The organism is Brevibacterium sp. Z349TD_9, from assembly GCF_056173565.1.
On sequence record NZ_CM149680.1, the window covers coordinates 662,694 to 688,449 of the forward strand.

Annotated in this window: 21 protein-coding genes and 1 pseudogene; 15 read left to right on the plus strand and 7 right to left on the minus strand. The window is 69.2% G+C overall.

Going from position 1 to position 25,756, the window contains the following annotated elements; all coding sequences use genetic code 11:
* Window positions 1-134: 134 nt before the first annotated feature.
* From AC0VYB_RS02850 to AC0VYB_RS02870, 5 genes are read left to right on the plus strand one after another with little or no spacing between them, the layout of a single operon-like run.
* A complete protein-coding gene (locus tag AC0VYB_RS02850; protein ID WP_009377717.1) occupies window positions 135-1,190 on the plus strand; it encodes a YeeE/YedE family protein in 1,056 nt (351 codons plus the stop codon).
* Window positions 1,187-1,411, plus strand: a complete 225-nt coding sequence (locus tag AC0VYB_RS02855; RefSeq protein ID WP_009377718.1) for a sulfurtransferase TusA family protein — start codon at window positions 1,187-1,189, stop codon at window positions 1,409-1,411. The genes AC0VYB_RS02850 and AC0VYB_RS02855 overlap by 4 nt, the downstream gene beginning before the upstream one ends.
* A 20-nt stretch (window positions 1,412-1,431) precedes the next feature.
* Window positions 1,432-1,965 (plus strand): O-acetyl-ADP-ribose deacetylase, encoded by a 534-nt coding sequence (locus AC0VYB_RS02860; protein ID WP_009377720.1) that lies wholly within the window; start codon window positions 1,432-1,434, stop codon window positions 1,963-1,965.
* Window positions 1,966-1,974: 9 nt separating this feature from the next.
* On the plus strand, window positions 1,975-2,328 hold the full coding sequence (locus AC0VYB_RS02865; protein WP_009377722.1) for a VOC family protein: 354 nt from the start codon (window positions 1,975-1,977) through the stop codon (window positions 2,326-2,328).
* 19 nt (window positions 2,329-2,347) lie between these two features.
* The gene (locus AC0VYB_RS02870) at window positions 2,348-3,013 is read left to right on the plus strand and encodes an SDR family oxidoreductase (RefSeq protein ID WP_101624168.1); all 666 of its coding nucleotides are present in this window, start codon (window positions 2,348-2,350) and stop codon (window positions 3,011-3,013) included.
* 17 nt (window positions 3,014-3,030) lie between these two features.
* Here the strand turns inward: AC0VYB_RS02870 and AC0VYB_RS02875 are convergent, their stop codons facing one another.
* Window positions 3,031-3,759 carry a GTP pyrophosphokinase gene (locus AC0VYB_RS02875; RefSeq protein ID WP_101624167.1) on the minus strand — a complete coding sequence of 243 codons (729 nt, stop codon included), beginning with the start codon at window positions 3,757-3,759 and terminating at the stop codon, window positions 3,031-3,033.
* 117 nt (window positions 3,760-3,876) lie between these two features.
* Here AC0VYB_RS02875 and AC0VYB_RS02880 point away from each other — a divergent pair, with 117 nt between their 5' ends.
* Together AC0VYB_RS02880 and AC0VYB_RS02885 are read left to right on the plus strand one after the other, a co-directional pair.
* Window positions 3,877-4,452, plus strand: a complete 576-nt coding sequence (locus AC0VYB_RS02880; RefSeq protein ID WP_040341662.1) for a dihydrofolate reductase family protein — start codon at window positions 3,877-3,879, stop codon at window positions 4,450-4,452.
* Between the two features lie 3 nt (window positions 4,453-4,455).
* Complete coding sequence (locus AC0VYB_RS02885; protein ID WP_063249955.1) at window positions 4,456-4,719, plus strand: DUF2277 domain-containing protein; 264 nt, start codon at window positions 4,456-4,458, stop codon at window positions 4,717-4,719.
* A 2-nt stretch (window positions 4,720-4,721) separates the two neighbouring features.
* Here the strand turns inward: AC0VYB_RS02885 and AC0VYB_RS02890 are convergent, their stop codons facing one another.
* Window positions 4,722-5,495, minus strand: a complete 774-nt coding sequence (locus tag AC0VYB_RS02890) for an IclR family transcriptional regulator (protein WP_101624166.1) — start codon at window positions 5,493-5,495, stop codon at window positions 4,722-4,724.
* Window positions 5,496-5,657: 162 nt separating this feature from the next.
* On the opposite strand from AC0VYB_RS02890, the gene mdlC reads away from it, so the two are divergent.
* Genes mdlC through AC0VYB_RS02910 form a run of 4 tightly spaced genes read left to right on the plus strand, consistent with a single transcriptional unit; the run spans window position 5,658 to window position 11,225 of the window.
* Entirely contained in the window at window positions 5,658-7,241 is a 1,584-nt protein-coding gene (gene mdlC, locus AC0VYB_RS02895) for a benzoylformate decarboxylase (protein WP_101624165.1), read from the plus strand.
* 12 nt (window positions 7,242-7,253) lie between these two features.
* Window positions 7,254-8,717, plus strand: a complete 1,464-nt coding sequence (locus AC0VYB_RS02900; RefSeq protein ID WP_063249952.1) for a benzaldehyde dehydrogenase — start codon at window positions 7,254-7,256, stop codon at window positions 8,715-8,717.
* A gap of 58 nt (window positions 8,718-8,775) precedes the next feature.
* Complete coding sequence (locus tag AC0VYB_RS02905; protein WP_278372436.1) at window positions 8,776-10,053, plus strand: MFS transporter; 1,278 nt, start codon at window positions 8,776-8,778, stop codon at window positions 10,051-10,053.
* Window positions 10,050-11,225, plus strand: a complete 1,176-nt coding sequence (locus AC0VYB_RS02910; RefSeq protein ID WP_063249950.1) for a PrpF domain-containing protein — start codon at window positions 10,050-10,052, stop codon at window positions 11,223-11,225. Before AC0VYB_RS02905 ends, AC0VYB_RS02910 begins: the two co-directional genes overlap by 4 nt.
* 162 nt (window positions 11,226-11,387) lie before the next feature.
* Here AC0VYB_RS02910 and AC0VYB_RS02915 read toward each other — a convergent pair whose 3' ends face one another.
* The 3 genes from AC0VYB_RS02915 to AC0VYB_RS02925 form a co-directional block, all read right to left on the minus strand.
* A complete protein-coding gene (locus AC0VYB_RS02915) occupies window positions 11,388-14,258 on the minus strand; it encodes an ExeM/NucH family extracellular endonuclease (protein ID WP_101624164.1) in 2,871 nt (956 codons plus the stop codon).
* A gap of 186 nt (window positions 14,259-14,444) precedes the next feature.
* Window positions 14,445-15,125 (minus strand): HAD family hydrolase, encoded by a 681-nt coding sequence (locus AC0VYB_RS02920; RefSeq protein WP_101624163.1) that lies wholly within the window; start codon window positions 15,123-15,125, stop codon window positions 14,445-14,447.
* A 95-nt stretch (window positions 15,126-15,220) separates the two neighbouring features.
* Window positions 15,221-18,649, minus strand: a complete 3,429-nt coding sequence (locus AC0VYB_RS02925) for a bifunctional proline dehydrogenase/L-glutamate gamma-semialdehyde dehydrogenase (protein ID WP_475385030.1) — start codon at window positions 18,647-18,649, stop codon at window positions 15,221-15,223.
* 185 nt (window positions 18,650-18,834) lie between these two features.
* Here AC0VYB_RS02925 and AC0VYB_RS02930 point away from each other — a divergent pair, with 185 nt between their 5' ends.
* On the plus strand, window positions 18,835-20,415 hold the full coding sequence (locus tag AC0VYB_RS02930; RefSeq protein WP_101624161.1) for an FCD domain-containing protein: 1,581 nt from the start codon (window positions 18,835-18,837) through the stop codon (window positions 20,413-20,415).
* Between the two features lie 9 nt (window positions 20,416-20,424).
* On the opposite strand, the gene mgtE is transcribed toward AC0VYB_RS02930, so the two are convergent.
* Window positions 20,425-21,756, minus strand: coding sequence for a magnesium transporter (gene mgtE, locus AC0VYB_RS02935; RefSeq protein WP_101624160.1), 1,332 nt, complete (start codon window positions 21,754-21,756; stop codon window positions 20,425-20,427).
* Window positions 21,757-22,082: 326 nt separating this feature from the next.
* On the opposite strand from mgtE, the pseudogene udk reads away from it, so the two are divergent.
* The 3 genes and pseudogenes from udk (at window position 22,083) to AC0VYB_RS02950 (ending at window position 25,119) form a co-directional block, all read left to right on the plus strand.
* Window positions 22,083-22,670, plus strand: a pseudogene (udk, locus tag AC0VYB_RS02940) (uridine kinase).
* A gap of 77 nt (window positions 22,671-22,747) precedes the next feature.
* Window positions 22,748-24,484 (plus strand): HNH endonuclease, encoded by a 1,737-nt coding sequence (locus AC0VYB_RS02945; RefSeq protein WP_278372430.1) that lies wholly within the window; start codon window positions 22,748-22,750, stop codon window positions 24,482-24,484.
* Window positions 24,485-24,564: 80 nt separating this feature from the next.
* Complete coding sequence (locus tag AC0VYB_RS02950) at window positions 24,565-25,119, plus strand: hypothetical protein (RefSeq protein WP_063249943.1); 555 nt, start codon at window positions 24,565-24,567, stop codon at window positions 25,117-25,119.
* 52 nt (window positions 25,120-25,171) lie between these two features.
* Here the strand turns inward: AC0VYB_RS02950 and AC0VYB_RS02955 are convergent, their stop codons facing one another.
* Window positions 25,172-25,642 (minus strand): SRPBCC family protein, encoded by a 471-nt coding sequence (locus AC0VYB_RS02955; protein WP_063249942.1) that lies wholly within the window; start codon window positions 25,640-25,642, stop codon window positions 25,172-25,174.
* Window positions 25,643-25,756: the final 114 nt, after the last annotated feature.

The window sequence follows — 25,756 nt, forward strand, 5'->3', positions numbered from 1 at the left end:
CTCAACAATGGAGGGCGTTGTCCATCGAATCCGTATCTCGTTACCAGACTGTATGAACGATCGGTGCGGAGGCGATGCTCAACAGTCTCCGCCTCCCGGTGTGTGCCGGGAGGCCTCCCACAGAAGGACCACTCATGATCATCACCGGACTCGTCGTCGGTCTGCTCCTCGGTTTCGTCCTCCAGCGAGGGCGCTTCTGCGTCACCGGCGCGTTCCGCGACCTCACTTTGACGGGGAACACGCGATGGTTCTCCGCCCTCATCGTCATCATCGCCGTCCATGCGGTCGGACTCGCGCTGCTCACCTCTCTCGGCATCATCGCCCCGGAGGCGACGGCCTTCCCGTGGCTCGCATCGATCCTCGGCGGGCTGATCTTCGGGTTCTCGATGATCCTCGCCGGCGGCTGCGCGACGGGGACCTACTACCGGGTCGGTGAGGGCCTCGTCGGCAGCTGGATGGCGCTCATCTTCTTCGCCCTCACCGCCGCCGTGATGAAGACCGGTCCTGCGGCCGGGCTGACCGACGGGCTGCGGTCGATCACGGTCGCCGACGGGTCGCTGCCGGCGACGACCGGTCTGAGTCCGTGGGTGTTCGCCGTCGTCCTCTCCGGTATCGCGGTGTGGCTGACGATCCGCCACAATCGGAAGCTCGGAACGCCGGTGGCGACTCTGCCTCCGCGGAAGACGGGGCTGGCGCATCTGCTCACCGAGAAGCGCTGGAATCCGTTCGCGACAGCGGTCGTCATCGGCATCATCGCCACGGTCGCGTGGCCTCTGTCGGCGGCGACGGGACAGAACTCGGGGCTGGGCATCACGACTCCATCGGCGAATCTCGTCGCGTTCTTCGCGACGGGCGACCTCACCCTCGTCGACTGGGGAGTCATGCTCGTCATCGGCATCCTCGTCGGCTCCTTCATCGCGGCGAAGGCCTCCGGGGAGTTCCGGGTGCGCGTGCCCGATCGGGACACGCTCCTCAAGGCCATCGTCGGCGGAGTCGGCATGGGCATCGGCGCGGCGATCGCCGGGGGATGCACCGTCGGCAACGCGATGGTCTCGACCGCACAGTTCGAATACCAGGGATGGGTGGCGACGTTCTTCATGATCGTCGGCGCAGGAATCGCTGCGAAGGCCACCATCAGTCCACGAAGCACAGCGGGAGCTCCGGTGCCCGCGGAAAGCAGGACAGCATGAAGCAGATCCTCGAGACCAACGGGCTCGTCTGCCCCTTCCCTCTCGTCGAGGCCAAGGACGCGATCGGGCAGCTGAGCGCAGGCGACGAACTCGTCATCAACTTCGACTGCACCCAGGCCACCGAGGCGATCCCGCAGTGGGCAGCCGAGAACGGCTACCCGGTCACCCACTTCGACCGCACCGGCGACGCCTCGTGGACGATCACCGTCCAAAAGGCGTAGCCCCTGACTAGACTCGCCGTATGAGGATCACGGTACTCGAAGGCGACATCACCACGGTCCACGCCGACGCGATCGTCAACGCGGCGAACTCGAGCCTCCTCGGCGGAGGCGGCGTCGACGGGGCGATCCACCGCGCTGCGGGGCCGAGCCTGCTCGAGGAGGCCCGCGAGATCCGGCGGACGACGCATCCGCGGGGACTGCCTCCCGGTCAGGCCGTCGCGACCGGGGCCGGCGACCTCCCCGCGCGCTGGGTCATCCACACGGTCGGCCCCAACCGCAATGCCGGGGAGGCCGACCCCGAGGTGCTCGAGTCGTGCTTCGAGTCGAGCCTCAACCTCGCCGAGGAGCTCGGGGCGACCACGATTGCGTTCCCCGCGATCGGCGGCGGGGTCTACGGGTGGTCGCCCCGGGACGTCGCCGAGGCGGCGGCCTCCGTCATCGTCGACGGCCGGGCCCGCGGGCGCTGGGACTCGATCGCCGAAGTCCAGTTCGTCCTCTTCTCCGACACGATGACGAGCGTGTTCTGCCAGGTCTTCGACCACGACCAGTGGTGAGGGGGAGTCATGAAGGTCCACAGCATCATCGCCGATCTGCCGGTGCCCGACATCGACGGTGCCAAGGAGTTCTATGCCGACTACCTCGGACTGTCGACGGAGGAGTTCAACCTCGGCTGGGTCGCCCGGTTCACCTCCCCGGAGACCGGCGCGCACCTCCAGGTCGTGACCAAGGATGCGACGTCCCCGGTCGATGCCGTCGTCTCGGTCAAGGTCGACGATGTCGGCGCCGCCTTCGCCGAGGCGGTCGACCGCGGGTATGAGATCGTCCACCCGCTCACCGACGAGGAATGGGGAGTCCGCCGCTTCTTCGTCCGCGCCCCCGACGGCAACGTCCTCAACATCGTCGCCCACCGGGAGTAGGGGGCGCTAGGCTCAGGACATGCCCCTTGCCCTCATCACCGGTGCCGCCCGGGAGAACAGCATCGCCGCCGGCATCGTGCCCCGGCTGCGCGTCGACGGCTGGACCGTCGTCACGAGCGACCTCGAGAATGCCGACTATGCGTGCGACCTCGCGACTCCGACCGGACCCGAGGAGCTCATCGCGGCGGTGAGGGCCGAGCACGGCACGATCGACGCGCTCGTCCTCTCCCACGCCCACGACGTCGAATCCGGAATCCTCGACACGAGTGCCGAGAGCTTCGACGCCCACCTCGCCGTCAACGCGCGGGCGAGCCTCCTCCTCATCGCCGACTTCGCCCGTCAGGTCTCCGATGACGGCGGGGCGATCGTCGCCTTCACCAGTGACCACACCACGGGCAACCTCCCCTACGGGGCGTCGAAGGGCGCGCTCGACCGCATCGTCATCTCCGCGGCCCGCGAGCTCGGCCCCAAGGGGATCTCGGCGAACGTCGTCAATCCCGGTCCCATCGACACGGGGTGGATGGACGAGGAGCTGCGGTCGTCGCTGCGCCCGCACCAGCCGCTCGGGCGCCTCGGCACTCCAGGCGACATCGCCGGCGTCGTCGCCTTCCTCCTCTCACCCGAGGGGCGGTGGGTCTCCGGTCAGCTGTTCGGCGCCGACGGTGGGTTCTCGGCCCGGTACTGAGCGCCGCCTCGGCGGGCTTACCCCTCGTCGCGGGTGAGTCTGAGGAGGAGGCGGAGGAGTTCGCCGTCGGAGTCGTCGTCCTCCGCGGGACTGTCGACGTCGTGGACCTCGGCGTGGAGCTGCTCCATCTCCCGGTCGAGTTCCCCGGCGGCGTTCGCTGCCCTGGTGAGCTCCTCGACGAGGCGGTCGGGCACGTCACCTTGGTACTTGTAGTGGATCTTGTGCTCGAGGCTCGCCCAGAAGTCCATCGCGATCGTGCGCACCTGCACCTCGCAGACGATCGGCACCGGACCGGCCGAGAGGAAGACGGGGATCTCGAGGATCGCGTGCAGACTCTTGTACCCGTTCGGCTTGGGGTGGGCGATGTAGTCCTTGATCTCGATGATCCGCACGTCGTTCTGCGAGGTGAGCGTCTCGAGCACGCGGTACGTATCGGCGATGAAGCTGCACGTGATGCGGATGCCGGCGATGTCGGTGATGTTCGCCGTGATCGCGTCGATCTCGAGCGGCAGACCCCGCCGGGTGATCTTCTCGATGAGGCTGCGCGGGGACTTCACCCGCGAGCTGATGTGCTCGATGGGGTTGTAGCGGTGGAGGTGGAGGAACTCCTCGCGGAGGATCGAGACCTTCGTGAGCATCTCATCGATCGCGAACTGGTGGTGCATGAGCATGCGCGAGAAGTCGGTGCGCAGGCGCCGGACCCGCTCGGCTTGGCCTGGGGTGAACGGGTCTGCGGGGGTGGCCATCGACGCTCCTGGGGTTCTCATTCCTCACCGGGTGCGAGGACGCTGTCAGTCTACGACGGCCGGTGCGGGGGTTCCCGTGGGGACGCAGATGTGATTGAGTCAGCTCAAGGAGGAGTGATGGGAAAAGTGGCATGGGGCTTCTCGTGCTCGCTCGACGGGTTCATCGCCGGACCCGGCCACGACATGTCGTGGCTTTCGGCAGCCGAACCGCTCGTCGACGGCACCACCGAGGCGATGGCCGCGCAGGTCGCCGTCATCATCTCCGGCCGCCGCGGCTACGACGCGGCCAAGTCCCAGGCCGAGATCCGCGACGAGATGACCGCGGAGGCCTACGGCGGCGCGTGGTCGGGCACCGAGTTCGTCCTCACCCACCGGCCCGAGGAGCTCGCCGATGACCCGTCGGTCATCCCCCTCGACTGCTCCATCGCCGAGGCGGTCGAGCGTGCCCAGGTCATCGCGGGTGAGCGGGACATTCAGATCATCAGCGCCGACATCGCCCGGCAGGCGCTCGAGGCCGACCTCATCGACGAACTCCAGTACTTCTCCGTGCCCGTCTTCCTCGGCGACGGGGTCCGGATCTTCGATGTCCCCGGCGGTCGGCGCCTCGACTGGGAGCTCGTCGACATCGACGAGGCGAATCCGCGCAGCTTCGGCAGAACCTACCGCCCCAAGGGCCGTGCGGCGTACCGTTGAGGCATGTGCCGGAACATCCGAACCCTCCACAACTTCGAACCCGCCGCCACCTCGGACGAGGTCCACGCCGCGGCCCTGCAGTACGTGCGCAAGATCGCGGGGACGACGAAGCCCTCGCAGGCCAACGCCGAGGCCTTCGATGCGGCCGTCGAGGAGATCGCCTACGCCACCCAGCACCTCCTCGATGCGCTCGTGACGAATGCCCCGCCGAAGAACCGTGAGGTCGAGGCCGAGAAGCGCCGGGCGAGGTACGCCGCCCGCACGTGAGCTCACTCGCCCGCCCGGGTCCCCTGGGCGATGAGGTCCTGCGTGATCTCCGCCGAGGCGGTCCGCAGTGCCTGCATGATCGCAGGCATCCCGACATTGCGCTCGGAGTCGACGACGACGCCGAGGCCGGCGATCGTCAGCCCGCTGCCGTCGAAGACGGGCACCGCGATCCCCGTGGTGCCCTCGTCGATGTGTCCGACGAGCTCGGCCCGATGGTAGGTCCTGATCGTCTGGAGCATCCGGCGCAGGATCGTCGGATCCGTCGTCGTGTGCTCGGTGAAGGCCGAGAGCGGACCGCGCAGGTACGCCTCACGGACGTGACGGGGAGCGTGGGCGAGGAGGACGAGACCGCACGACGAGGCATGGGCGGGCAGACGTCCCGCGGTGCGCGAGCGGTGGACGACCGCGCTTGGCTTCGACATCCGTTCGACGAAGAGGACCTCGCGTTCGCGGAGGATCCCCAGCTGCGTGTTCTCCCCGACGAAATCGTGGAGGTTGGTCATGTGCGGGCGGGCCAGGGAGGCGAGCTCGACGGCGTCGGAGGCGCGGTTCGACAGCTCCCACATCCCCACCCCGATGCGGATCCTCCCCGACGGATCCCGCTGCAGGAGGTCGTGGCGCATCATGTCGTTGATGAGGCGATAGGCCGTCGACTTCGGCAGCTGCGCCCGCGCCGAGAGCTCGTCGGTGCTCAGCGACGGGTGGTCCGGATCGAAGGAGCTGAGGACGCGGACGAGCCGATCGATCATCGAATCGCCCGATGGTGAGTTCGCCATGTCAGCCATCGTAGCTGCGCAGCGGTCCGCTTCCCAATGAATGAAACACTTCTCGCTCTCGGTGGTGCGCGTCACTATCGTGGCAAGCAGTGCGGTGCGCACCGCGGATCCGCGGTGCGCACCGCAGCCATCCTGGTCCCGCCTCAAAGGAGAGCAGCGTCGATGACGACGGTCTCGGTCCGACACGCAGTCCACGAACTCATGGCCTTCCACGGCATGTCCACGATCTTCGGCAACCCCGGTTCGAACGAGCTGCCGTTCCTCAAGGACCTGCCGGCCCACTACGTCCTCGGACTCGGCGAGAGCTCCGTCGTCGCCATGGCCGACGGCTACTCGCAGATCACCGACCGACCCACCCTCGTCAACCTCCACGCTGCATCCGGGACCGGCAACGGACTCGGTGCGCTGACGAATGCGACCATCTCCCGGTCGAAGCTCGTCCTCACCGCCGGCCAGCAGGTCCGGGACATGGTCGGCCCCGAGGTCATGCTCGCCAATGTCCGGGCCACCGCCCTGGCCGCGCCGCTCGTCCACCAGTCCCTCGAACCGCTCTCGGCCGCCGATGTGCCCCGCGCGTTCTCCCAGTCCGTCTTCGCCGCTGAGGCCGGACCCGTCTACCTCTCCGTGCCCTACGACGACTGGGACGCCGAGGTGCCCGCTGCCGTCATCGACCAGCTCTCCCGAACCGTCACCGCAGGTGAGACCGTCGATGCGCAGACCGTTGCCGAGCTGCACTCCCGTCTGCTCGAGGCGAACGACCCCGTCCTCGTCCTCGGTCCCGACGTCGACGACCCCCGCGCCTGGGAGTCCTCCATCGCACTCGCCGAGGCGCTCGATACTCCTGTCTGGGCCGCGCCCTCCCTTCCCCGGCTGCCCTTCCCCAACCAGCATCCGCTCTTCCGCGGGGTCCTGCCAGCATCCATCGCCGGCATCGGGGAGATCCTCGGAGCCCACGACCTCGCGCTCGTCATCGGTGCCCCCGTCTTCCGCTATCACCAGTGGCAGCCCGGCGAGTACCTGCCCGAGTCGACGACGCTCATCCAGATCGGCGATGACCCGGCCGCGGCGGCCCGCGCCCCGTTCGGCGACGCCGTCCTCGCCGATCCCGTGGCCCTCGTCCGCGCCCTCGCCGAGGCGGTCGCCCCCGCACCCCAAACCGTGAGCGAGTGGACGGCCGAGATCGACCCGCCGGTCACCTCGGCGAGTGAGGGAACCCTCCACCCGGAGGAGGTCTTCGCGACCCTGCGGGAGGAGCTGCCGAAGGACACCCGGTTCGTCGTCGAATCGACATCGACGAACGCCGCCTTCTGGGCGCAGATGGACCTGCGCGAGCCCGGCTCCTACTTCTTCCCCGCCTCGGGAGGCCTCGGCTGGGGTCTGCCCGCCTCCATGGGCATCGCGCTCGCCGACCCCGATCGCCCGGTCGTCGCGATCATCGGCGACGGATCGGCCCACTACTCGATCGCCGCCCTGCGCACCGCCGTCGACGAGGGCATCGAGCTGACCATCGTGGTGCTGCGCAACCGTTCGTACGCGGCACTGGACTGGTTCGCAGGCATGCTCGGCGTCGACAAGGCACCGGGACTCGACCTCGGCGAGGTCGACTTCGTCTCGATCGCCCGCGGCTACGGAATGACCGCCCACCACGCCGACGACAGCTCTGACCTCGCCCGACTCCTGGGTGAGGCGTCCGGACCCACGCTCATCGAGGTGAGCACCGAGAAGACCCGACCCGAGAAGAAGTAAGAGGAGACCACGATGAGCACGGACACGTTCCTCGGCACCGACTGGCACGGATCGATCTTCACCGGGGCGTGGAGCCCAGGCGGAGGCGAGACCTACCCTGTCGTCGAACCCGCGACAGGTCAGACCCTGGCCGAGATCGGTGCGGCGAGCGCCGACGACGTCTACGCGGCGGCCGCCCGTGCCGCCTCCGCCCAGAAGCAGTGGGCGAGGACGACCCCGGCGGAGAAGGCGGCGGTGCTGCGCCGGGCCGGTGACCTCTGGGCCGAGCACGCCGCGGAGATCGGCGAGTGGATCGTCCGCGAATCCGGGGCGATCCAGCCCAAGGCCGACCTCGAGACGACGATGGCCGCGCAGATCTGCTACGAATCGGCGAGCCTGCCCAGCCACCCGAAGGGCGAGGTGCTGCCCTCGAACGAACCGCGCTGGTCGTTCTCCAGGCGCCTGCCCGCCGGAGTCGTCTCGGTCATCGCACCGTTCAACTTCCCGCTCATCCTCTCCATCCGCTCGGTCGCGCCTGCGCTCGCCCTCGGCAACGCCGTCCTCCTCAAACCCGATCCGCGCACCGCGGTCTCCGGTGGCGTGACCCTGGCCCGGATCTTCGCCGAGGCGGGACTCCCTGAGGGGCTCCTCCAGGTTCTGCCCGGAGGCCGGGACGTCGGCGAAGCCGTCGTCGACGCCCCCGAGGTCTCGGTCATCTCCTTCACCGGGTCGACCGCGGCGGGGCGGAAGGTCGGTGAGGCGGCCGGTCGCCTCCTCAAGCGCTGCCACCTCGAACTCGGCGGGAACAATGCGCTCATCGTCCTGCCCGGTGCCGATCTGGCGGCGGCCACCTCGGCGGGGGCCTTCGGATCCTGGATGCACCAGGGGCAGATCTGCATGACGACGGGCCGTCACCTCGTCCACGACAGCCTCTACGACGACTACGTCGGCGCCCTGTCCGAGCGCGCCCGGAACCTGCCGGTCGGCAACCCCGCCGCCGAGGAGGTGGCGCTCGGGCCGATCATCGACGAAGGGCAGCGGAGACGGGTTCGGGACATCATCGACAAAGCCCAGGCCGACGGCGCACGCCTGGCCGCGGGAGGGGCGGGGGAGGGCGCGTTCGTGCCGCCGACCGTGCTCGCCGACCTCACGCCGACGAACCCGGCGTGGACGCAGGAGATCTTCGGCCCGGTCGCCCCGGTCGGACGCTTCTCGACGCTCGAGGAGGCGGCCGAACTCGTCAACGCGAGCGAATACGGGCTCTCGCTCGGCATCCTCGGCGATGTCGGGATGGCCCTCGAACTCGCCGACCTCGTCGACACGGGCAAGGTCCACATCAACGAGCAGACCGTCTCCGATGAGGCCAACGTCCCCTTCGGCGGGATGAAGGACTCCGGCAACGGATCCCGCTTCGGCGGGGCGCAGGCGAACATCGAGGCCTTCACCGAGACCCAGTGGGTGACGATGCGCCCGGAGATCGCTGCGTACCCGTTCTGATCCCTGCCCCGCCTCACCCCTGCCACCGCCTGGCCCGACCACACGACCGGAGACACCGATGTCCGCACCCGCCGCTCCCTCCCTGCGCCCTGCCGGGGAGACCCGCTGGCCCGCCGTTCTGTGCTGGCTCGCCGTCGCCCTCGAGGGCTTCGACCTCGTCGTCCTCGGCGCCGTCATTCCCCAGCTGCTCGCCACCGGCGCGCTCGGATTCACCCCGGAGGGGGCGACCCTCGCGGCGACGATGAGCCTCGTCGGCGTCGGCCTCGGGGCCGCAGGCGTCGGACCGATCGTCGACCGGGTGGGCAGGCGCTGGACGATCATCGTCTGCGTGATCGTCTTCTCCGTGTTCACCCTCCTCGTCGCGTTCGCCCCGAACGTCGCCCTCTTCACGCTCTTCCGGTTCATCGCCGGGCTCGCTCTGGGCGCGGTCATGCCGAGCTGCCTCGCCTACATCAGCGAGCACAACCGCTCCGGCAGGACGGGGAAGGCGACGACCCTGACGATGACCGGGTACCACGCGGGTGCCGTCGCGATCTCCCTGCTCGCCGTCTTCTACTCCCACAACTGGCATCTGCTCTTCATCGCCGGCGGCCTCGCGGGGCTCCTCCTCGTGCCGCTGCTGTGGTGGAAGCTGCCGGAGTCGAGCGAGTTCCTCGCCGCGAAGGCGGCTGTCGGTGCCGGTGCGTCGACCCCCGCCGAGGCGGTCCCGAAGCCGGGCATGGCCTCGCTGTTCACCGGCCGGTTCGCCCTCGTGACGATCGGCGTGTGGCTCGGCAGCTTCATGGGCCTCCTCCTCGTCTACGGGCTCAACACGTGGCTGCCGAAGATCATGGCCGATGCCGGCTACGAGGTCTCCGATTCCCTCGTCATGCTCCTCGTCCTCAACCTCGGCGCCGTCGTCGGCCTCGTCATCGCCGGCTGGCTCGCCGATAGACACGGCACGAAGCGCATCGTCCTCCTGTGGTTCGTCCTCGCAGCGGTCTTCCTCGCGGTGCTGAGCATCCCGATGACGAGCCAGGTGCTGCTCAACCTCATCGTCTTCATCACCGGAGTCTTCGTCTTCTCCGCGCAGGTCCTCATCTACGCGTTCGTCTCCGGGATCTACCCGGCGACCGTGCGCGGCACGGCACTCGGCATGGCGTCAGCGATCGGTCGACTCGGCGCGATCACCGGGCCCTTCATCACCGGCACCCTGGTGGCAGCGGGCATCGCCTACCCGTGGGGGTTCTACCTCTTCGCCGTCGTCGCCGTCCTCGGCTTCGCCGCGATGGCGATCGTGCCGAAGTCAGTCGCTCCCGCGGCAGGGGAGGGGCGTTCGAATACCCTGGCCTCATGACGCGATGGATCGACGCCGCCTTCGTCCGCGGCGGGACGAGCAAGGGCGTGTTCTTCCGCGCCGACGACCTCCCGCCGCTCGCGGACGACACGGGTGGAGATGATCCCTCCGCGGGCCGAGACCGCTCCGCGTGGGATGCGATCTTCACGGCCGTGATGGGCTCGCCGGACGCCTTCGGCCGTCAGCTCGACGGCATGGGCGGCGGGATCTCGTCCCTGTCGAAGGTCATGGTCGTCTCCGCCTCCGAGCGTCCCGGCGTCGACCTCGACTACACGTTTGCGCAGGTCGAGATCACTGAGGCGACCGTCGACTACTCCGGCAACTGCGGCAACCTCTCCTCCGGAGTCGTCCCTTTCGGCCTGCTCGCCGGGCTCATCGACGCCGGCGACGGATGGCACGTCTTCCGCCTCTTCAACACGAACACGGGCAAGCTCGTCGACGTCGGACTCACCGTCGAGGGCGGTCAGGCCGCCGTCGACGGCGACTTCACCCTCCCGGGAGTACGCGGCACAGGCGCGCCGATCGAGCTCATCTACCCTGACCCTGCAGGCAGCAGGACCGGTGCGCTCCTGCCGACCGGGAAGGCGAGCGAATCGATCGATGCCGATGGGATCATGTTCGATGCCACCCTCATCGATGCGACGCTTCCGCTCGTCATCGTCCCCGCCGCGGCTGTCGGCCTGAACGGAGACGAGCTGCCCGAGAGGATCGACGCCGACGGACCTGCGATGCGCGTCATCGACGACCTCCGGCGGAACGCGGCCGTGCGCATGGGGCTGAGCGAGACCCGGGAGACCGCTCCGCAGGTCGTGCCCAAGGTCGCCGTCGTCACCCCTCCGACGCCGACGCGTCTCCTCGACGAGACGACGCTCGCCGCGGAGGACGCCGACATCGTCGTCCGGGTGATCTCGATGGGGCAGGCGCACAGGGCCGTTCCCGGCACCGCAGCGATGTGCCTGGCGGCCGCGGCCCTCGTGCCCGACACGATCGTCAATCTCATCCTCACCCGCTCCGAACGCCCTCCGGCAGGACCCGAACTGAGGATCGGCACGCCCTCCGGTGTCGTCACGGCCGCCGCTGTGCGCGATGAGAACACCGGGTCGGTCACCGCGGCGTCCCTCTTCCGCACCGCGCGCGTGCTCATGCGCGGACAGGTCGCTGTCCCGGACTGAGACTCGCCGTCCCGGACTGAGAATGCTGCTGTCGTGGGCTGTGGCTCGGAGATGACACGGGCCGAGACAGGCGTGAGCCCCGGACCGAGCGGTCCGGGGCTCACAGTCTGCTCGGGGCTGCGACTGGGTCAGTGCTGTGGCTGCATCAGCGCGTCGGCGAGATCAGTGCTCGGCACTCGCCTTGCGACGCCGAGCGATTGCCACGGCTGCGGCTCCGACGAGCAAGAGGCCCGCCGCGATCGACACCGGCGCGGTGAGCTCGGAACCGGTCCGCGGGAGGTTCCCGCCGCGGCCTGCATCGCTCGCGGAGGTCCCATTCGCCGAGGTCCCATTCGCGGTGCTGCCGGAGTTCGCGCCGGCTGAAGAGCCCTGCCTGCCGCCGTCCTCGTCAGCATCGTTCTGCGAACCGTCGGAGTCGGCACTGCCCTGATCGCCGTCGGAATCGTCCTGTCCGCCGTCGGCGTTCCCATTGTCCTGCGAGCCGTCGGCCTCGGCATCGTTCTCCGCGCCGTTGTCGTCCGCCGTGGCGTTCGCCTGGGCGCCGTCGGCGTCATCACCTCCGCCGCTGCTGTCCTCGTCGAAGAGACCGACGAGAACGGGATCGTGGTCAGAGGCGCGGAACTGATTCGGCTCGTAGAGGTCGCTGATGTTGTAGTTGAAGCGGCTGTACTCGAAGGCGAGCGGTTCGACGGAGTTGATGCTCCAGATGTCGGCTCCGGTGACCGCGTCGAACGCGCTCGTCGGCAGGTCCGCCTGGCTGCCGGTGCCTGCGGTCCCGGAGGTGTCGAGGGCGAGGATATGGTCGAGGCTGCCCGTCCGACCCTTGAAGACGTACGTCGACTTGTCCGTCATCTCCGAACCGACGTCCTTGTACCCGGACTCGTAGAGGACCTGCATCGGGTCCTCCTGCGTGTACGAGTTGAAGTCGCCGAGGAGGTAGACGTAGTCGGAGTCCGCTGCTTTCTGCTGTTCGCCGGCGAAGTCGACGAGCGATTTCGCCTGCTTGACGCGGTCGGCGTTCGAGAAGCCCTGCCCGTCACCGGTGTCCTCGTTGCCTGGGCCCTCGCCCGAGCCCTTCGACTTGAAGTGGTTCGACACGGTGACGAAGGTCTTCTCGGCCTCCGGGGTGCCGGAGGCATCCTTCGGGGCGTAGGCCTGGGCGAGCGGTTCGCGCGCATTGGAGAAGGCGTCTTGGTCGTCGAGGATGACGGACTCACCCTGCGGGGCCACCTCGGCGGGCTGATAGATCTGCGCAGTGCGGATGACGTCCTCGTCGGCGGGAACCTTCTCCGGGGAGGGGACGAAGGCCCACTTCTCCGACCCGGCCGCCTCGTTGAGGCGGTCGACGAGCGTCTTCAGCGCGGCGTCGCGGTCGTCGCCGAACCTCGCTGAGTTCTCGATCTCCATGAGCGAGACGACGGAGGCGTCGAGGGTGTTGATCGCGGTGACGATCTTCGTCTCCTGGCGCTCGAGGCTCTCAGCGGTCGCCGCACCGCGGGCATCGCAGCCCCCGCGGACCGTGATCGGGTTGCCCTCGCGGTCCTCGTAGAACGTGCAGCCGGGGACCTGGTCACCGGTCGTCGTGAAGTAGTTGAGGACGTTGAATGCCGCGAGACTGACCTGGCCGCCGACCGCCTCAGGCGTGTCCTGTCGGGTGTTCGTGAACGTCGCCGGCTGGACCGCCTCGGCGTTGGCCCCGGTCAGACGCGTCAACGGCTGGAACCGCCACTTGCTGTGGTCGAAGCCGAGGACGACGGGCGAGGTGAACGTCGCGCTCGCCCCGACGCGGACGGGAGCATCCTCGGTGAGGTAGGGCAGCGGGACGTCCTTGTCGCTCTTGAGGTAGTCGACCGTCGCACCGTCGTCGAGGACAACCTCGCGGGCGAGGTTCTCCTCCTCGATGGCCTTCGCCTCGGCGCTGCCGGGACGGGCGACATCGGTGGGCTGGCGCAGGACCCCGTCGCCGGTGGCGAGCGTGACCTCGCCGTAGGTGTTCGTGTTGTAGTTGTCGGTCACGGTGAGCTCACCGCTCGGCTGGAGGAGCATGCCCTCAAGCGCCTCGCGCTCGGCATCGCCGGTGGGGAACGCCTCCTCGACGGGCTTGACCGCCTCGGCGGGTTCGTCGAGGGTCGTCGCACCGGAGGCGGCGACGCTCATCTGGGTCTGGCCGTAGCGTTCGGACACGGTGCCGGTGAGTTCGAGGTGGTCGCCGATGCTGATGTCGCCCACGGTGTCGGGGGAGTAGACGAAGATGCCGTCGGAGGCCCCCGGGGTCGCGTCCTCGGCGCCCCCGGTGCCGGGCGTCTGCACGTAGTAGCCGCCGAGCCCACCGCTCGGGTAGGCGGCGGTGACGACGCCGCGGGTCCTCACCGTCTGGCCCTGCAGCGGACTCTCCGCGCCGGTGCCCTGGATGTCGGCGATCGGGGTGATCTCCCTGGGCTCGGGGTTCTCCCCGCCGTTACCGTCGGGCAGCACGTTCGGGGTCGGGGGAGCCGAGGTCCACGAGCCGTCGACGAATTGGATCGACTGCCCGCCTGCCGCGACGGCACCAGTCGGCTCGGCCTCCTGGTCGACGACGGGATCCGGGGTGTACGTCCCTGACTTCCCCGTCACACCCCTGCCGCCTGTGACTCCGCCGATCTGGTCGAAGTCGATGAGGCTGCCCGAGTCGTCGATCGCGAACGCCGAGGAGCCGTACTCGCCGTCAGCGGCGGAACCGGACTTCACGGAGTTCGTGATCGGCACCTCGATCGCCAGCGCCCCGGAGTCGCCGACGGTTGTGCCGTCGGGAACCGTGACGGCGTTCTCGGCGGCCTGGACGCTGCCGCCACGGGTGACCGAGCCGATCGTCCACCCGGAGAGATCGGTGCCCGGATCAGCGGCGATCTCGATGAAGTCGGCATCGAGGGTGTAGCCGATCTCGCTGATGTGCGGGCTGACGGCTGCTGCGGCCGGGCCGGTCGGCGCGACGAGACCGATACCGGCGACGAGGCCGAGGACAGCTGCGGAGGAGAGGGTGGTCGAGACTTTCATGGAGGCCTTTCGGGTCACGATGGCACACGGAGTCACAGAGGCAGGAACCCTTGCACACTATCGGGCCCCATGGAGGCGACGACGGCAACCATGTGAACGCGATGTGAACACTCGGGAAGTCCACTGAATGCTGGAAGTGTGACCGAGCCTACATGGAGGTCAGGACATGGGCGGGGAGCCGCGCTGTCAGCCCTGCGGATCGACGATCACGGCTTTCTCCGCTGCGTCGAATCGCACCTTCCCCATGTCGGAGAGCCGCACCTCGGCGGCTAGGGGGATCTGCGGGTCGGCGTTGATGCCGATGACCGTGCAGCCGGCGGCGGTGGCTGCCTGTGATCCGACGGGGGAGTCCTCGAAGGCGACCGCCGTCGCGGCGGCGAGCCCCAACTTCTCAGCCGCACGGAGATAGACGTCGGGTGCCGGCTTCCCCTGCTCGACGTCGTCGATCGTGACGATCGCATCGAAGAACCCGAGCAGTCCCGCTCGGTCGAGGAGTCCGCGGACATCGTCGCCGCGGCCGTTGCTCGCGACAGCGATGGGGACGGTGCCCGAGAGCGCCCGGTCGAGTTCCGGTGCCCCCGGCATGGGGGAGAACACCTCGGCGAGGGCGGCCGTGTAGTCACGGTCGACCTCGGCCGCCGTCGGCGCAGTCCCACTGCCGGCCTCGACTTCGGAGCTCACGCGCCGCAGCTGCTCCGCCGCCTCGGCGCCGGTCAACCCCCGGAACGACTCCGCGGGAACCCCACCGGCACCGAGGCGGTCGAGGTAGGCGGCCATGAGGTCGATCCACGGCTGCTCGGAGTCGACGAGGATGCCGTCGCAGTCGAAGATCGCACCGCCGAGAGGAATGGTCTGTCGAAGAGTCACAGCGTAACTCTAGCGGCAACCCGAAGGGCGCTCAGCCACCTCTCGCAAGGTGGCTGAGCGCCCTTTGGGTCGCTGGGGTGATCAGGCTCGGGTGATCACGCCTTGAGTTCGGCGGCGAGCTCGTGGAAGTCACGGCTCGGGTTGCCGAAGCGGTGCAGCGTCATCGACACGGCCTGCTCCTGCACGTAGTAGCGCAGCTCGACCCGACCCGAGGAGGTGACGGGCTCGTCGATGACGGCGACCTCGGGACGCTTCGCCGCAGCGGCGAGCAGCTCCGGCTCAAAGTCGCCGAGCACGCGGATGCGGGCACCGACGGTGTCGTCGTACCTGCCGTCGGCGACCATCGTCGCGAAGACCCCGGCCGATTCGGTGCGGGAGGGCACCCCCGCCTCGGTGACGGCGATCTTCACATCGGCCGAGACGTCCTCGGCGACGCTCAGCTGCACCGTCGACCCGACGGTCGCGGCTGCCGAGAGCGAGCGCTTGAAGTCGAAGACGGTCGCGGCCGAGGTTACGCGCAGGGTGACGGGACGCGGACGGTAGCGGAAGATGTTCGCCTCCGAGCGCAGACCCGTGTGGTCCTTGGCCGCACCGAACTCGGCCTCGAACCAGCGCTTGTCATCGGCCTGGGCCCGCTCGAGGCTCTGCCCGCCGCCGACCGAACCCGGCAGGGTCGCCGGATCGTCGGTGTAGTGGCCGAAGAGCATGAGGTAGTTCGGACCGCCGGCCTTCGAACCGAGCCCGACCGAGGACTGCTTCCAGCCGCCGAAGGACTGGCGCTGGACGATCGCTCCGGTGATGCCGCGGTTGATGTAGGCGTTGCCGACCTCGACGCGGTCGATCCACTCACGGACCTCCTCGGGGTCGAGGGAGTGGATGCCTCCGGTGAGACCGAAGTCGACGGCGTTCTGGAACTCGATCGCCTCGTCGAGGTCCTTCGCATGCATGAGGCCGAGCACGGGACCGAACACCTCGGTGAGGTGGAAGAACGATCCCGGCTTGACGCCCTCCTTGATGCCCGGGCTCCACAGGCGACCGGTGTCGTCGAGCTGCTTGGGCTCGAGCAGCCACGACTCGCCGGGCTCGAGCGTCGTCAGCGCACGGCGCAGCTTGTCCGAGGGATCCTCGGTCAGCGGGCCCATCGTCGCCGAGAGGTTGACCGGCCAGTCGACGACCATCGAGGACGCGGCGTCGACGAGCTGCTTGCGGTAGCGCTCCGAGTCGTACGTCGACCCGACCATGATGCCCAGAGAGGCGGCCGAGCACTTCTGTCCGGCATGGCCGAACGCCGAGTAGACGAGGTCGGCGACCGCGAGGTCGCGGTCGGCGGCCGGGGTGACGACGAGCGCGTTCTTGCCCGAGGTCTCCGCGTTGACGTGGAGTTCGGGACGGAACGACTTGAACAGCGACGCGGTCTCCGAGGCACCGGTGAGGATGACGCGGTCGACATCCGGGTGCGAGACGAGGTGCTGGCCGAGCTCCCGCTCGATCGGGGCGCACAGCTGGAGGACGTCCCGGGGGACACCGGCCTCCCACAGGCATTCGACGATGAGCGCCGAGCAGTACGGCGTCGGCTTCGAAGGCTTGTGGATGACGGCCGAACCCGCGGCGAGCGCTGCGACGGTGCCGCCGGTCGGGATCGCGATGGGGAAGTTCCACGGCGGGGTGACGACGACCATCTCGTCCGGGTGGAACGTCGCTCCCTCGAGCTTCTCGAGCTCGAGTGCGTGGAGTGCGTAGTAGCGGATGAAGTCGATGGCCTCGGAGATCTCCGGATCCGACTGTGACGGCATCTTGCCGACCTCAGCGGCCTCGACGGCGATGAACTCGCCGCGGCGGGCGGCGAAGACCTCGGCGGCGCGGTGGAGGATCTCCCCGCGGGCTGCAGCGCCCATCTCACGCCAGTCCTTGGCGGCGGCGCGGCCCTTGGCGATCATCGCATCGAGTTCGTCGGTGGTGTCGATGCGCGGCGCCTGCGGGCGGGTCTCGAGGTAGCCGGGAGCGGTCGCCTCGGCGATGATCTCCTTGACCCACTTCTGGTTCGCCGGCAGGGAGGGATCGGTGTCGGGTTCGTTGGCGAAGACGACCTGGGCGGGACCGGGAACGTGCGGGGCCGAACGGTCCTGCGTGCGATTGGGCGCGGGAGCGGCCTCACCGTCGGCGGCGAGCTCGGCCTCGAGCTGGGCGACCGAGGCGCGGAAGCGGTCGGCTTCGCGGTCGAAGATCTCGTTGCCGTTGGCGAGCTCGAAGATGCCGGACATGAAGTTCTCCGTCGCGGAGTTCTCCTCGAGGCGGCGCACGAGGTAGGAGATCGCGACATCGAACTCCTTCGGGTGCACGGCCGGGACGTAGAGGAGGAGGTCGCCGACGTCCTCGGTCACGGCTGCGGCCTGCTCGGTCGCCATGCCCTGGAGCATCTCGAACTCGACGCGGGAGGTGACGTCGCGCTCGACGGAGAGGTGGTGGGCGAAGGCGATGTCGAAGAGGTTGTGCCCGGCCACGCCGATGCGCAGGCCTTCCATCCGCTCGGGGGTGAAGAGCCAGTGGAGGACGCGCTTGTAGTTGGCGTCGGTCGACTGCTTCGAGTCGCACGTCGTCGTCGGCCAGCCGGCGACCTCGGCGTGGACGGTCTCCATCGCGAGGTTCGCGCCCTTGACGAGGCGGACCTTGATCCCCGCACCCCCGGCGGCCACCCGCTGGCTGGCGAACTCGCTCAGGCGCTGGATCGCTCCGAGCGCGTCGGGCTGGTAGGCCTGGATGACGATGCCGGCCTCGAGGTCCTTGAACTCCGGTTCGGAGAGCAGGCGGGTGAACACGGCGAGCGTGAGCTCGAGGTCGCGGTACTCCTCCATGTCGAGGTTGACGAACTTCGCGCCCGTCGGGGCCTTCGCGGCCTGCGCGTAGAGGGGGCGGAGGCGGTTGACGACGTACTCGACGGTGTCGTCGAAGGCCCACATCGACAGCTGCGAGGCGACCGAGGAGACCTTGACGGAGACGTAGTCGACGTCGTCGCGGGCGAGCAGACGGTGCGTCTCCTCGAGGTGGTGGTCGGCTTCCGCGTCACCGAGGACCGCCTCGCCGAGGAGGTTGATGTTGAGTCGGTGGCCCTCGCCGGTGAGCTTGGCGACGGTCGAGCCGAACTGCTTGTCGCGGGCGTCGACGACCATGTGCCCGACCATCTGGCGCAGGCGGGTGCGGGCGGCGGGCACGACCTGCGGCATCACCTTCGCCAGTGCTGCACCGGCCTTGATCTGCGCACGGTCGAGAGCCGACATCGTCGCCGGCGCGAGCTTGCCGACCTCGTTCAGCGCGTCGGCGGCGGCGTGGACGTCATCGGTGCGCACGACGCGGTCGACGAAGCCGACGGTGAAGTCGAGCCCGTTGGGATCGGAGAGGACCGCCGAGAGGCGCTCCGCGGCGGGGTTCTTCGCCGCCGTCTTGTTCGTCGCGACCCGCAGCCATTTGCGGACCGTGTCGACCGAGCGGGTCGTCAGCGCTTCGAGATCGGTGTCAGTGTGCAGCACCTGCTATCCGTCCTTACTTCTAGTGGTTGTCCCCGGTGTTCGGGAGTCCACGTGGTCGTCGTCGACCGCCTGCCCCCGCCGTTGTCCCCTCAGTATGCGCCGGGCCCAACCGGGGGTGAATGGTCGGCGACCGCCCGCCGAAACCTTTGAGTCAGAAGGCGTGAGAGCGAGCGTAGAATGAGGGAATGTTCACCCCGGAGTTCCGTCGCAGTGTGGTCGTCCGTGCGGCTGCGACGTCGATCGCCGAGGCGGCCGCCGAGGCGGGGGTGTCCGAGTCGAGTCTGCGCCGCTGGGCCCGTCGCTCGGACCTGGCCGACCGTCCCCGCAGCGGTCGCCCGCAGATCCAGAGCACGGCGACCCAGGTCGTCGAAGCCCTCGTCGGGACCGCCGGGGCGCGGATCTCGGGCAAGGACTATTCGACCCGGGCGATCGCCGAGGCGACGGGTCTGAGTCAGAGCATCGTCTCGCGCGCGGTGCGGGAGATGACGGTGCCGCTGAGCGACCTCCACACGATCCGCGAGGACGGGGCCGGCGGCGACGAGGTCGTCGTCGCGGCGAGCGGCTTCCCGCTCATCGTCGTCGGATTCCGCCTCGGGGCCGGTGGCGCCGATCCCTCGCCGGTGCCGGCCCGGCGCATCCAGCGGCGCATCGCCGGGGTCGTCGCCGGCCTGCGCTCGGCCGGCGTCACCCGCTGGCCGCAGCGCTTCGGCAGCGAGCACCGGCAGACCGATGAGGCGGCGATGGGCATTCTCCTCGACGGGGTCGCGGGGATCGACCCGGTGCGGCTGCGCCTCGTCGTCTACGATCCCCTCGGCGAGGCCGCCGAACTCGTCGCCGACCCCGATGCGGGTCTTCCCGCCTTCGATGTCCTCTCCCTCCACCACGGGCCCGAGGACTTCATCGCCGCGCTCAAGGCCGGCCTTGCGCACTGCCAGGACATCCCCGGGTCGCTGCTCGACCTCGTCGCCGGTCGCGTCCGCCACGGTCTCGAGGGCGTGAGCTGGCAGGCGGGGCGGCAGGCGGACGTCCCGAAAACTTCCACGAATTCTGACTCAATGGAGATCTCGTCGTGGCTGCCGAGCTCGACCAGGTCGATCACCGAGCATCTCGCGATCGCCCTGCGCGAGGAGATCATCGACTCCGGCTACCAGCCCGGTGACCGGATCAATCCGCGCCTGCTCTCCCGCCGCATGGACGTCCCCCGATCGTCGGTCGATGCGGCGCTGCGCCGGATGGTCGACGACGGACTCCTCGACGGCACCCGGGGCGGGGCGAGGATCCCGCTCATCACGACCCTTGACGTCCTCGACCTCTACGCCGCGCGCATGGCCGTCGGCGAGGTGGTGCTGCGCTCGCTCGCTCTGCGTCCGCAGCGGTTCCTCGTCCCCGTCCAGCTCGCGCTGCGCCAGGTGGAGGCCTCGGCGGCGACCCGCAGCGGCATCGACGTCGAGGACGCCGACCTCCACTACCAGCAGGAGCTCGCCCGCGCCTCGGGTCTGCGGCAGAGCGCGCGGGCCTTCGAATCGCTCACCCTTCGCCTGCGCCTCTTCATCTCCGTCCTCCGCCTCGACTATTCACCGGCGGCCGACCGCATCCTCGGCGACGACCGAGGGATGTACCGGGCGCTGTCCCGCGGGGATGCGGAGACGGCGATCGACGTATGGCGCGGCAAGGTCGACAACGCCGTCCGCCACATGTCCGGTCTGCTCGCCCGCCGCCGCTTCGATCAGGAGCTGTGGGACCAGCTCACCCGCAGCCTGCGGTGAAGTCTGCCCTCACAGCCCCATGATCGAGATCGCGATCGTGAAGTAGACGAGCAGGCCGCTGGCATCGCAGAACGTCGAGATGAACGGCGTCGAGACGACCGCGGGATCGACCCGGCACGCCTTCGCGACGATGGGGATCGACCCGCCGACGAAGGCGGCGACGGGGCAGTTGACGATGAGGGTGAGTGCGATGATGGCACCGATCTCGAGACCGTAGAGCGGCGAGGCGATCGCGAACGCGGGAATCGCGAGGAGGAGACCGAGGAGGAGTCCGGTGGAGAACTCCTTGCCGGCGACCCGGAACCAGTCGCGCAGCCCCACCTCGTCCATCGCCAGCGCCCGGGTCACCGTCGTCGCCGCCTGCGATCCCGTGTTCCCGCCGATCCCGGTGAGCAGGGGGATGAAGAGGGCGAGGGCGACCACCTCGGCGAGGGTCGACTCGAAGATCTCGAGGACATGGACGGTGAGGACGGCGGAGACCGCGAGGACGAGCAGCCAGACGATGCGGCTGCGGGCGAGGTGGGTGATCGGCGTCGGCAGGTACCGGCGGTAGAGCGGCTGGGTGCCCCCGGAGAGCGCGAAGTCGGCCTCGTCGGCCTCGGCGATGATGCGGGCGGCGTCGTCGATGGGCACGATCCCGACGAGGCGGTCCTCGCTGTCGCACACGGGCAGGACCGTGATGCCGCCGGTCAGGGCCGCGCGGGCCGCGGTCTCCTGGTCGTCGCTCGTGTGGGTGATCTCCTCGATCGGGTCCATCACCTCGGCGACCGGAGCATCCGGCGGGCAGCGGAGCAGCTCGAGGGGATCGAGCGTGCCGAGCAGGGTCCGGTCGGGGGCGAGGACGGGGACGAGGCGGACGTCGGCGAGATCGACGTCGGTGTCGCGGATGCGGGCGGCCACCTCGGCGACGGTGTCGGCATCCCACGCGACGACGGCGGTCGGGGACATCCGGCGGGCGATCGAGTTCCGGTCGTAGCCGGCGATGGCCATGACGGCGTCGAGGTCGGACCGGGAGACCGCGGAGAGCAGCTTCGTCGCGACCCCGGCGGGGAGTTCGTCGACGAGGCGGGACTGGTCCTCGGGATCGAGGTCGGCGAAGATCGCGGTGAGCTCCTCGGTGCCGAGGGCCGCGATGAGATCGGAGCGGGTGCCGCGGTCGAGGCGGTCGAAGACGTCGACGGACTCGTGCTTGGGCAGGAGGCGGAAGACGACGGCCGCCTCGGTGGCGGGGAGCTCGGCGATGAGGTCGATCGTCGCGGACTCGCCGAGGTCGCGCACGGCGGCGGCCAGCCGCGTGAGGTCACGGTCGTCGGTCAGCGATCGGATGGTGGTGGCGTCCATGATGATTCTCCAGGCAGTCGTCGGGAGGACGCCTGGGCCGTTCGATGTCGGCAGGGCAGGGCGCGGCGGTGCCGGAGCGCAGGCGTCAGTGAATGGGGGAGGCGGTGCACAATCGAGAGTCGGAATCCATCGACGACCACCTCCTTCGACGAGCTGCGGGCATCACGCACTGAGGTGCGGATGCGGTTTCCTCCACCCTATCCGAGGGCGGGGCCGAGCGGGGAATCGGGTAGATTTGGGGAGATCATTGTCCGCAGCCGTCGGCGGCTGCGGCGGCACCCGTGGGCGAGTGGGAAAGTGCGAACGTGGAGATTCTGACAGTGGGCGTGGCCGGGGGGACCGGCAGCGGGAAGACGACGCTGACGCAGGCGCTGCTGGCCAAATGCGCAGGCGTGTCCTCGGTGCTCTACCACGACAACTACTACAAGCGGCAGGACGAGCTCACCTTCGCGGAGCGGGAGAAGGTCAACTACGACGACCTCGACGCCTTCGACAACGACCTCTTCGTCGACCACCTCGAAGCCCTGCGCTCAGGCATCGCCGTCGAGAGCCCGATCTAAGACTTCGCCGACCACAACCGCGCGGCGGAGACGACCGTCGTCGAACCCGCGCCGGTGATCATCGTCGAGGGCATCCTCATCTTCGCCGAACCGCGCATCTGCAGCCTCCTCGACATCAAGCTCTTCGTCGACACCGACGCCGACGTCCGCCTGCTGCGCCGGATCAAACGCGATGTCGTCGACCGGGGGCGCACCCTCGAATCCGTCGAGGAGCAGTACCTCGGCACGGTCAAGCCCATGCACGAACTCTACGTCGAGCCCTCGAAGCGCAACGCCGACCTCATCATCCCCGAGGGCGGTCACAACATCGTCGCGATGGACATGATCATGCGGAGGATCCAGGCCGGGGCGTAGGGGGTCGTCGGCGGGGTCGGTTCTCGTGTCAGAGTCGGCGCGATTCTCGTGTCAGTGGCGACGTCTAGTGTGATCACGTGGACGTCGAATCCGTCCGGGAGCCGATGGAGGCTCCCGATCTCCTCGCCGAGGTGGCCCGGCTGAGCGCAGTCCTGCGCGGTGCCGCGCCGGCTGGGACCGAGGATGAGGCGCTCGCGCGGATCACCGCGCTCGAAGAGCTGACCGGGACGATCGTCGCCGCCCAATCCGCCGAGGCCGTCGCCTTCGCAGAGCTGCGCCGCGAGCGGGACAGGCTCAACGGCCTGCCCGTGCATGAGTGGGCGCTGCGTGCCGGCGACGAGGTGGGGCTGGCCAAACGCGTCTCACCCGGGTCGGGGCGGAAGTTCCTCTCCGGTGCCCGCGCGATCGTCACCGAGATGCCCGAGACCTTCAAGGCGCTGAGCGGCGGTGAGATCTCTGCGGAGAAGGCTCGGATCATGGTCGACGAGACGGCGACGCTCGCTTCGCCTGATCGCCGCCGTGTCGATACGCGGATGCGGGAGAGTCTGGGGCAGTCGGGTCCGCGGAGTCTGCGCGCCGAGGTGCGGGCGATGGCGATGCAGGTCGACGGTGAGGATGCCGATCGGAAGGCGCGGGAGGCCGCGAAGCATCGGAGGGTCACGCTGACGACGCTCGCCGACGGCATGGGACGGGTGAGCGCGATCCTTCCGCTGACCGAGGCCGTCGCCGTCTGGACGGGGCTCAAGGAGACCGCCGATTCGCTCATCGCTGCCGGTGACGCGGGCGGGCGTCGGCAGCCGCAGGTCATGGCCGACACGTTCGTCGAAAGGCTCACGGGCCAGGAGTCCGCGGCCGCGGTGCCGACCGAGGTCCATGTCGTCATCGACGCCGAGTCGCTGTTCTCCGACGGCATGGTGCCCGCGTGGATGCCCGGCTTCGGGCCGCTGCCGGCGGCGACCGCGCGCAGCTTTCTCGCCGCGAACGAGGCCGAGGTCTTCATCCGGCGCATGTTCACGACCGTGTCCGAGGGTCAGCTCGTCGGCACCGAGGCGAGGGGTCGGGCCTTCACCGGACGGCTGCGGGAGATGGTGATCTTCCGTGACGACCGGTGCCGGACCCCGTGGTGCGATGCGCCGATCAAGCACGCCGACCATGCTCGGCCCTTCGCCGAGGGAGGGGCGACTTCGTGGGAGAACGGGTCGGGACTGTGTGCGTCGTGCAACTTCGCGAAGGAACATCCCGGGTGGTCGCATGAGGCGAGTGCCGAGGAACTGACCGTGACGACTCCGGCGGGCCGCTCGTACACCTCGATGACACCACCGTTCGTCAGGCGGATGAAGTACCCGCGCCCGCCGGTTCGGGCCGGAGATGAGGCGGTGCAGGCCGGCGATGAGGTGGCACCGCCGCCGGGACCGGATTGGCGCCGGCAGCTATCAGGCCTGCTCGAGGTGAGCACCCTGCCCCCGCGGGGGAGTCCGCCGTCGGGTGCCTCGTCGCCCCCTCGCGATCCGATGCTCGGCGATGATCCGATGCTCGGCGATGATCCGGAGTCCGGCGTTGAGCGACCGAGGGGGACCGTGGTGAACTCGCCAGGCGCGGAGGAGTCAGCACCGCCCCGCGCGGAGAACCGCCTGAGCACTGCAGTCGAGCGGAGCGACCCCGAGACCGTGCCCATCCCTCCGGGTCTCCGAGTGGTCATCGCCCCGACCGGTGGATTGATTCGTCCGGCACCCGCTCCCGCCTTGCTCAAGCGGACCGGCAGTGTTTCCGGTGCCGAGGAGCTCCTGCGGACACGGATCCTCGCCGCCGGGTGAGGGCGCCTGACGCGAGCCGGTGACAGTTCTGCAACATCGCTGTCACCGGCCCGGTCGGGCAGCGCCGAAGAATGATGGTCATGAACACCGTGGACCGTCCCGACGCGATCGGCACGCAGCTGCTCCCCCAGGGCAGGCGCGCACGCTGGATCGCCCGGTGGCTGCCGCTGATCACGGTGGCCGCGTGGATCGCGATGATCTGGATCCCGGTGCTCGACAGCGGCAACGACAGGGGTCCACGCCTGCTCATCACCTCACTCGGTGAGCACCCGATCAGCCCCGAGAACTTCGACGTCGCCTTCGTCCTACCGTGGGCGGCGATCCTCGTCTGCGCGGTCACCGCGTGGCTCTCCCGATCGCTCACTCTCTGGTCCCCGGCCGCCGTCATCGTCGGCCTCGTCCTCCTCGTCGCCCTCGTGGCGATGATCATGGACCCGCCGTTCTTCATGTGGGACGGCCAGGACGAGCAGGGGCGCTGGATCGGCGGCATGGAGGTCGGCTACCCGGCTCACGGCGCCGCACTCTGGGCGCTCGGCAGTGCCGCCCTCATCGTCGGGGGCATCTTCGGGCTCGCCGGCAGCCGCCACTGCCGCCACCGCAGGCACGCGGAGCGCTTCTCCGGCTCGCGGTTCTGAGGCGGCGGCGGTCGAACGGCCGCGTCAGCCACCAACGGTGGCCGCCGCGACGTCAGCGATCGGAGACGGCGGCCGCGAGCTTGTTGAGCGACTCGTCGAGCTGCTCCTCGCTGACGACGGGGAAGAGCGGCAGCAGCTTCGGGTCGTCGACCTTTGACCAGTCGTAGGTGAGCGTCACCTCGGTGGAGTCGGGTCCGGCCGCGTTGAGCTCGTACAGCCATTCCCAGCCGCCCGGCTCCTTCGGGTCGTCGGCCTGCGCCGGCTGCCAGCCGACCATCTTGTTCTCGTCGTACGCGGTGACATGGTTGTGCATCTGGTAGTCGCCGCCCATCGCCTCGGCGTACATGTTCATGACGAACACGTCACCGACACCCTGGATGCGCTGGGACTTCTCCGCCGACTGCACCATGCCCGAACCGTCGAACTGCGTGTGGTTGTCGGGCAGGGTGAGGACGTCGAAGATCTCCTTCGTCGGGTGGTCGATGGTCCGTGTGACTGTGATGCTCTTCTCATTCGTAGCCATACGTTCACCCTGCCACAGGCAAGCTGACTTTCCGATACCTCGGCGCAGGTCGTCAGTCAGCTCTCAGCTCGCCCGCACTCCACGGGAAGCGGGTGCAGCCGCTCCCAGGAAACC

Bases quoted from the DNA above. Each gene is read 5' to 3' on its own strand.
- AC0VYB_RS02850 (WP_009377717.1), top strand. From the start codon at position 135: ATGATCATCACCGGACTCGTCGTCGGTCTGCTCCTCGGTTTCGTCCTC.
- AC0VYB_RS02855 (WP_009377718.1), top strand. From the start codon at position 1,187: ATGAAGCAGATCCTCGAGACCAACGGGCTCGTCTGCCCCTTCCCTCTC.
- AC0VYB_RS02860 (WP_009377720.1), top strand. From the start codon at position 1,432: ATGAGGATCACGGTACTCGAAGGCGACATCACCACGGTCCACGCCGAC.
- AC0VYB_RS02865 (WP_009377722.1), top strand. From the start codon at position 1,975: ATGAAGGTCCACAGCATCATCGCCGATCTGCCGGTGCCCGACATCGAC.
- AC0VYB_RS02870 (WP_101624168.1), top strand. From the start codon at position 2,348: ATGCCCCTTGCCCTCATCACCGGTGCCGCCCGGGAGAACAGCATCGCC.
- AC0VYB_RS02875 (WP_101624167.1), bottom strand. From the start codon at position 3,759: ATGGCCACCCCCGCAGACCCGTTCACCCCAGGCCAAGCCGAGCGGGTC.
- AC0VYB_RS02880 (WP_040341662.1), top strand. From the start codon at position 3,877: ATGGGAAAAGTGGCATGGGGCTTCTCGTGCTCGCTCGACGGGTTCATC.
- AC0VYB_RS02885 (WP_063249955.1), top strand. From the start codon at position 4,456: ATGTGCCGGAACATCCGAACCCTCCACAACTTCGAACCCGCCGCCACC.
- AC0VYB_RS02890 (WP_101624166.1), bottom strand. From the start codon at position 5,495: ATGGCGAACTCACCATCGGGCGATTCGATGATCGATCGGCTCGTCCGC.
- mdlC (WP_101624165.1), top strand. From the start codon at position 5,658: ATGACGACGGTCTCGGTCCGACACGCAGTCCACGAACTCATGGCCTTC.
- AC0VYB_RS02900 (WP_063249952.1), top strand. From the start codon at position 7,254: ATGAGCACGGACACGTTCCTCGGCACCGACTGGCACGGATCGATCTTC.
- AC0VYB_RS02905 (WP_278372436.1), top strand. From the start codon at position 8,776: ATGTCCGCACCCGCCGCTCCCTCCCTGCGCCCTGCCGGGGAGACCCGC.
- AC0VYB_RS02910 (WP_063249950.1), top strand. From the start codon at position 10,050: ATGACGCGATGGATCGACGCCGCCTTCGTCCGCGGCGGGACGAGCAAG.
- AC0VYB_RS02915 (WP_101624164.1), bottom strand. From the start codon at position 14,258: ATGAAAGTCTCGACCACCCTCTCCTCCGCAGCTGTCCTCGGCCTCGTC.
- AC0VYB_RS02930 (WP_101624161.1), top strand. From the start codon at position 18,835: ATGTTCACCCCGGAGTTCCGTCGCAGTGTGGTCGTCCGTGCGGCTGCG.
- mgtE (WP_101624160.1), bottom strand. From the start codon at position 21,756: ATGGACGCCACCACCATCCGATCGCTGACCGACGACCGTGACCTCACG.
- AC0VYB_RS02950 (WP_063249943.1), top strand. From the start codon at position 24,565: ATGAACACCGTGGACCGTCCCGACGCGATCGGCACGCAGCTGCTCCCC.
- AC0VYB_RS02955 (WP_063249942.1), bottom strand. From the start codon at position 25,642: ATGGCTACGAATGAGAAGAGCATCACAGTCACACGGACCATCGACCAC.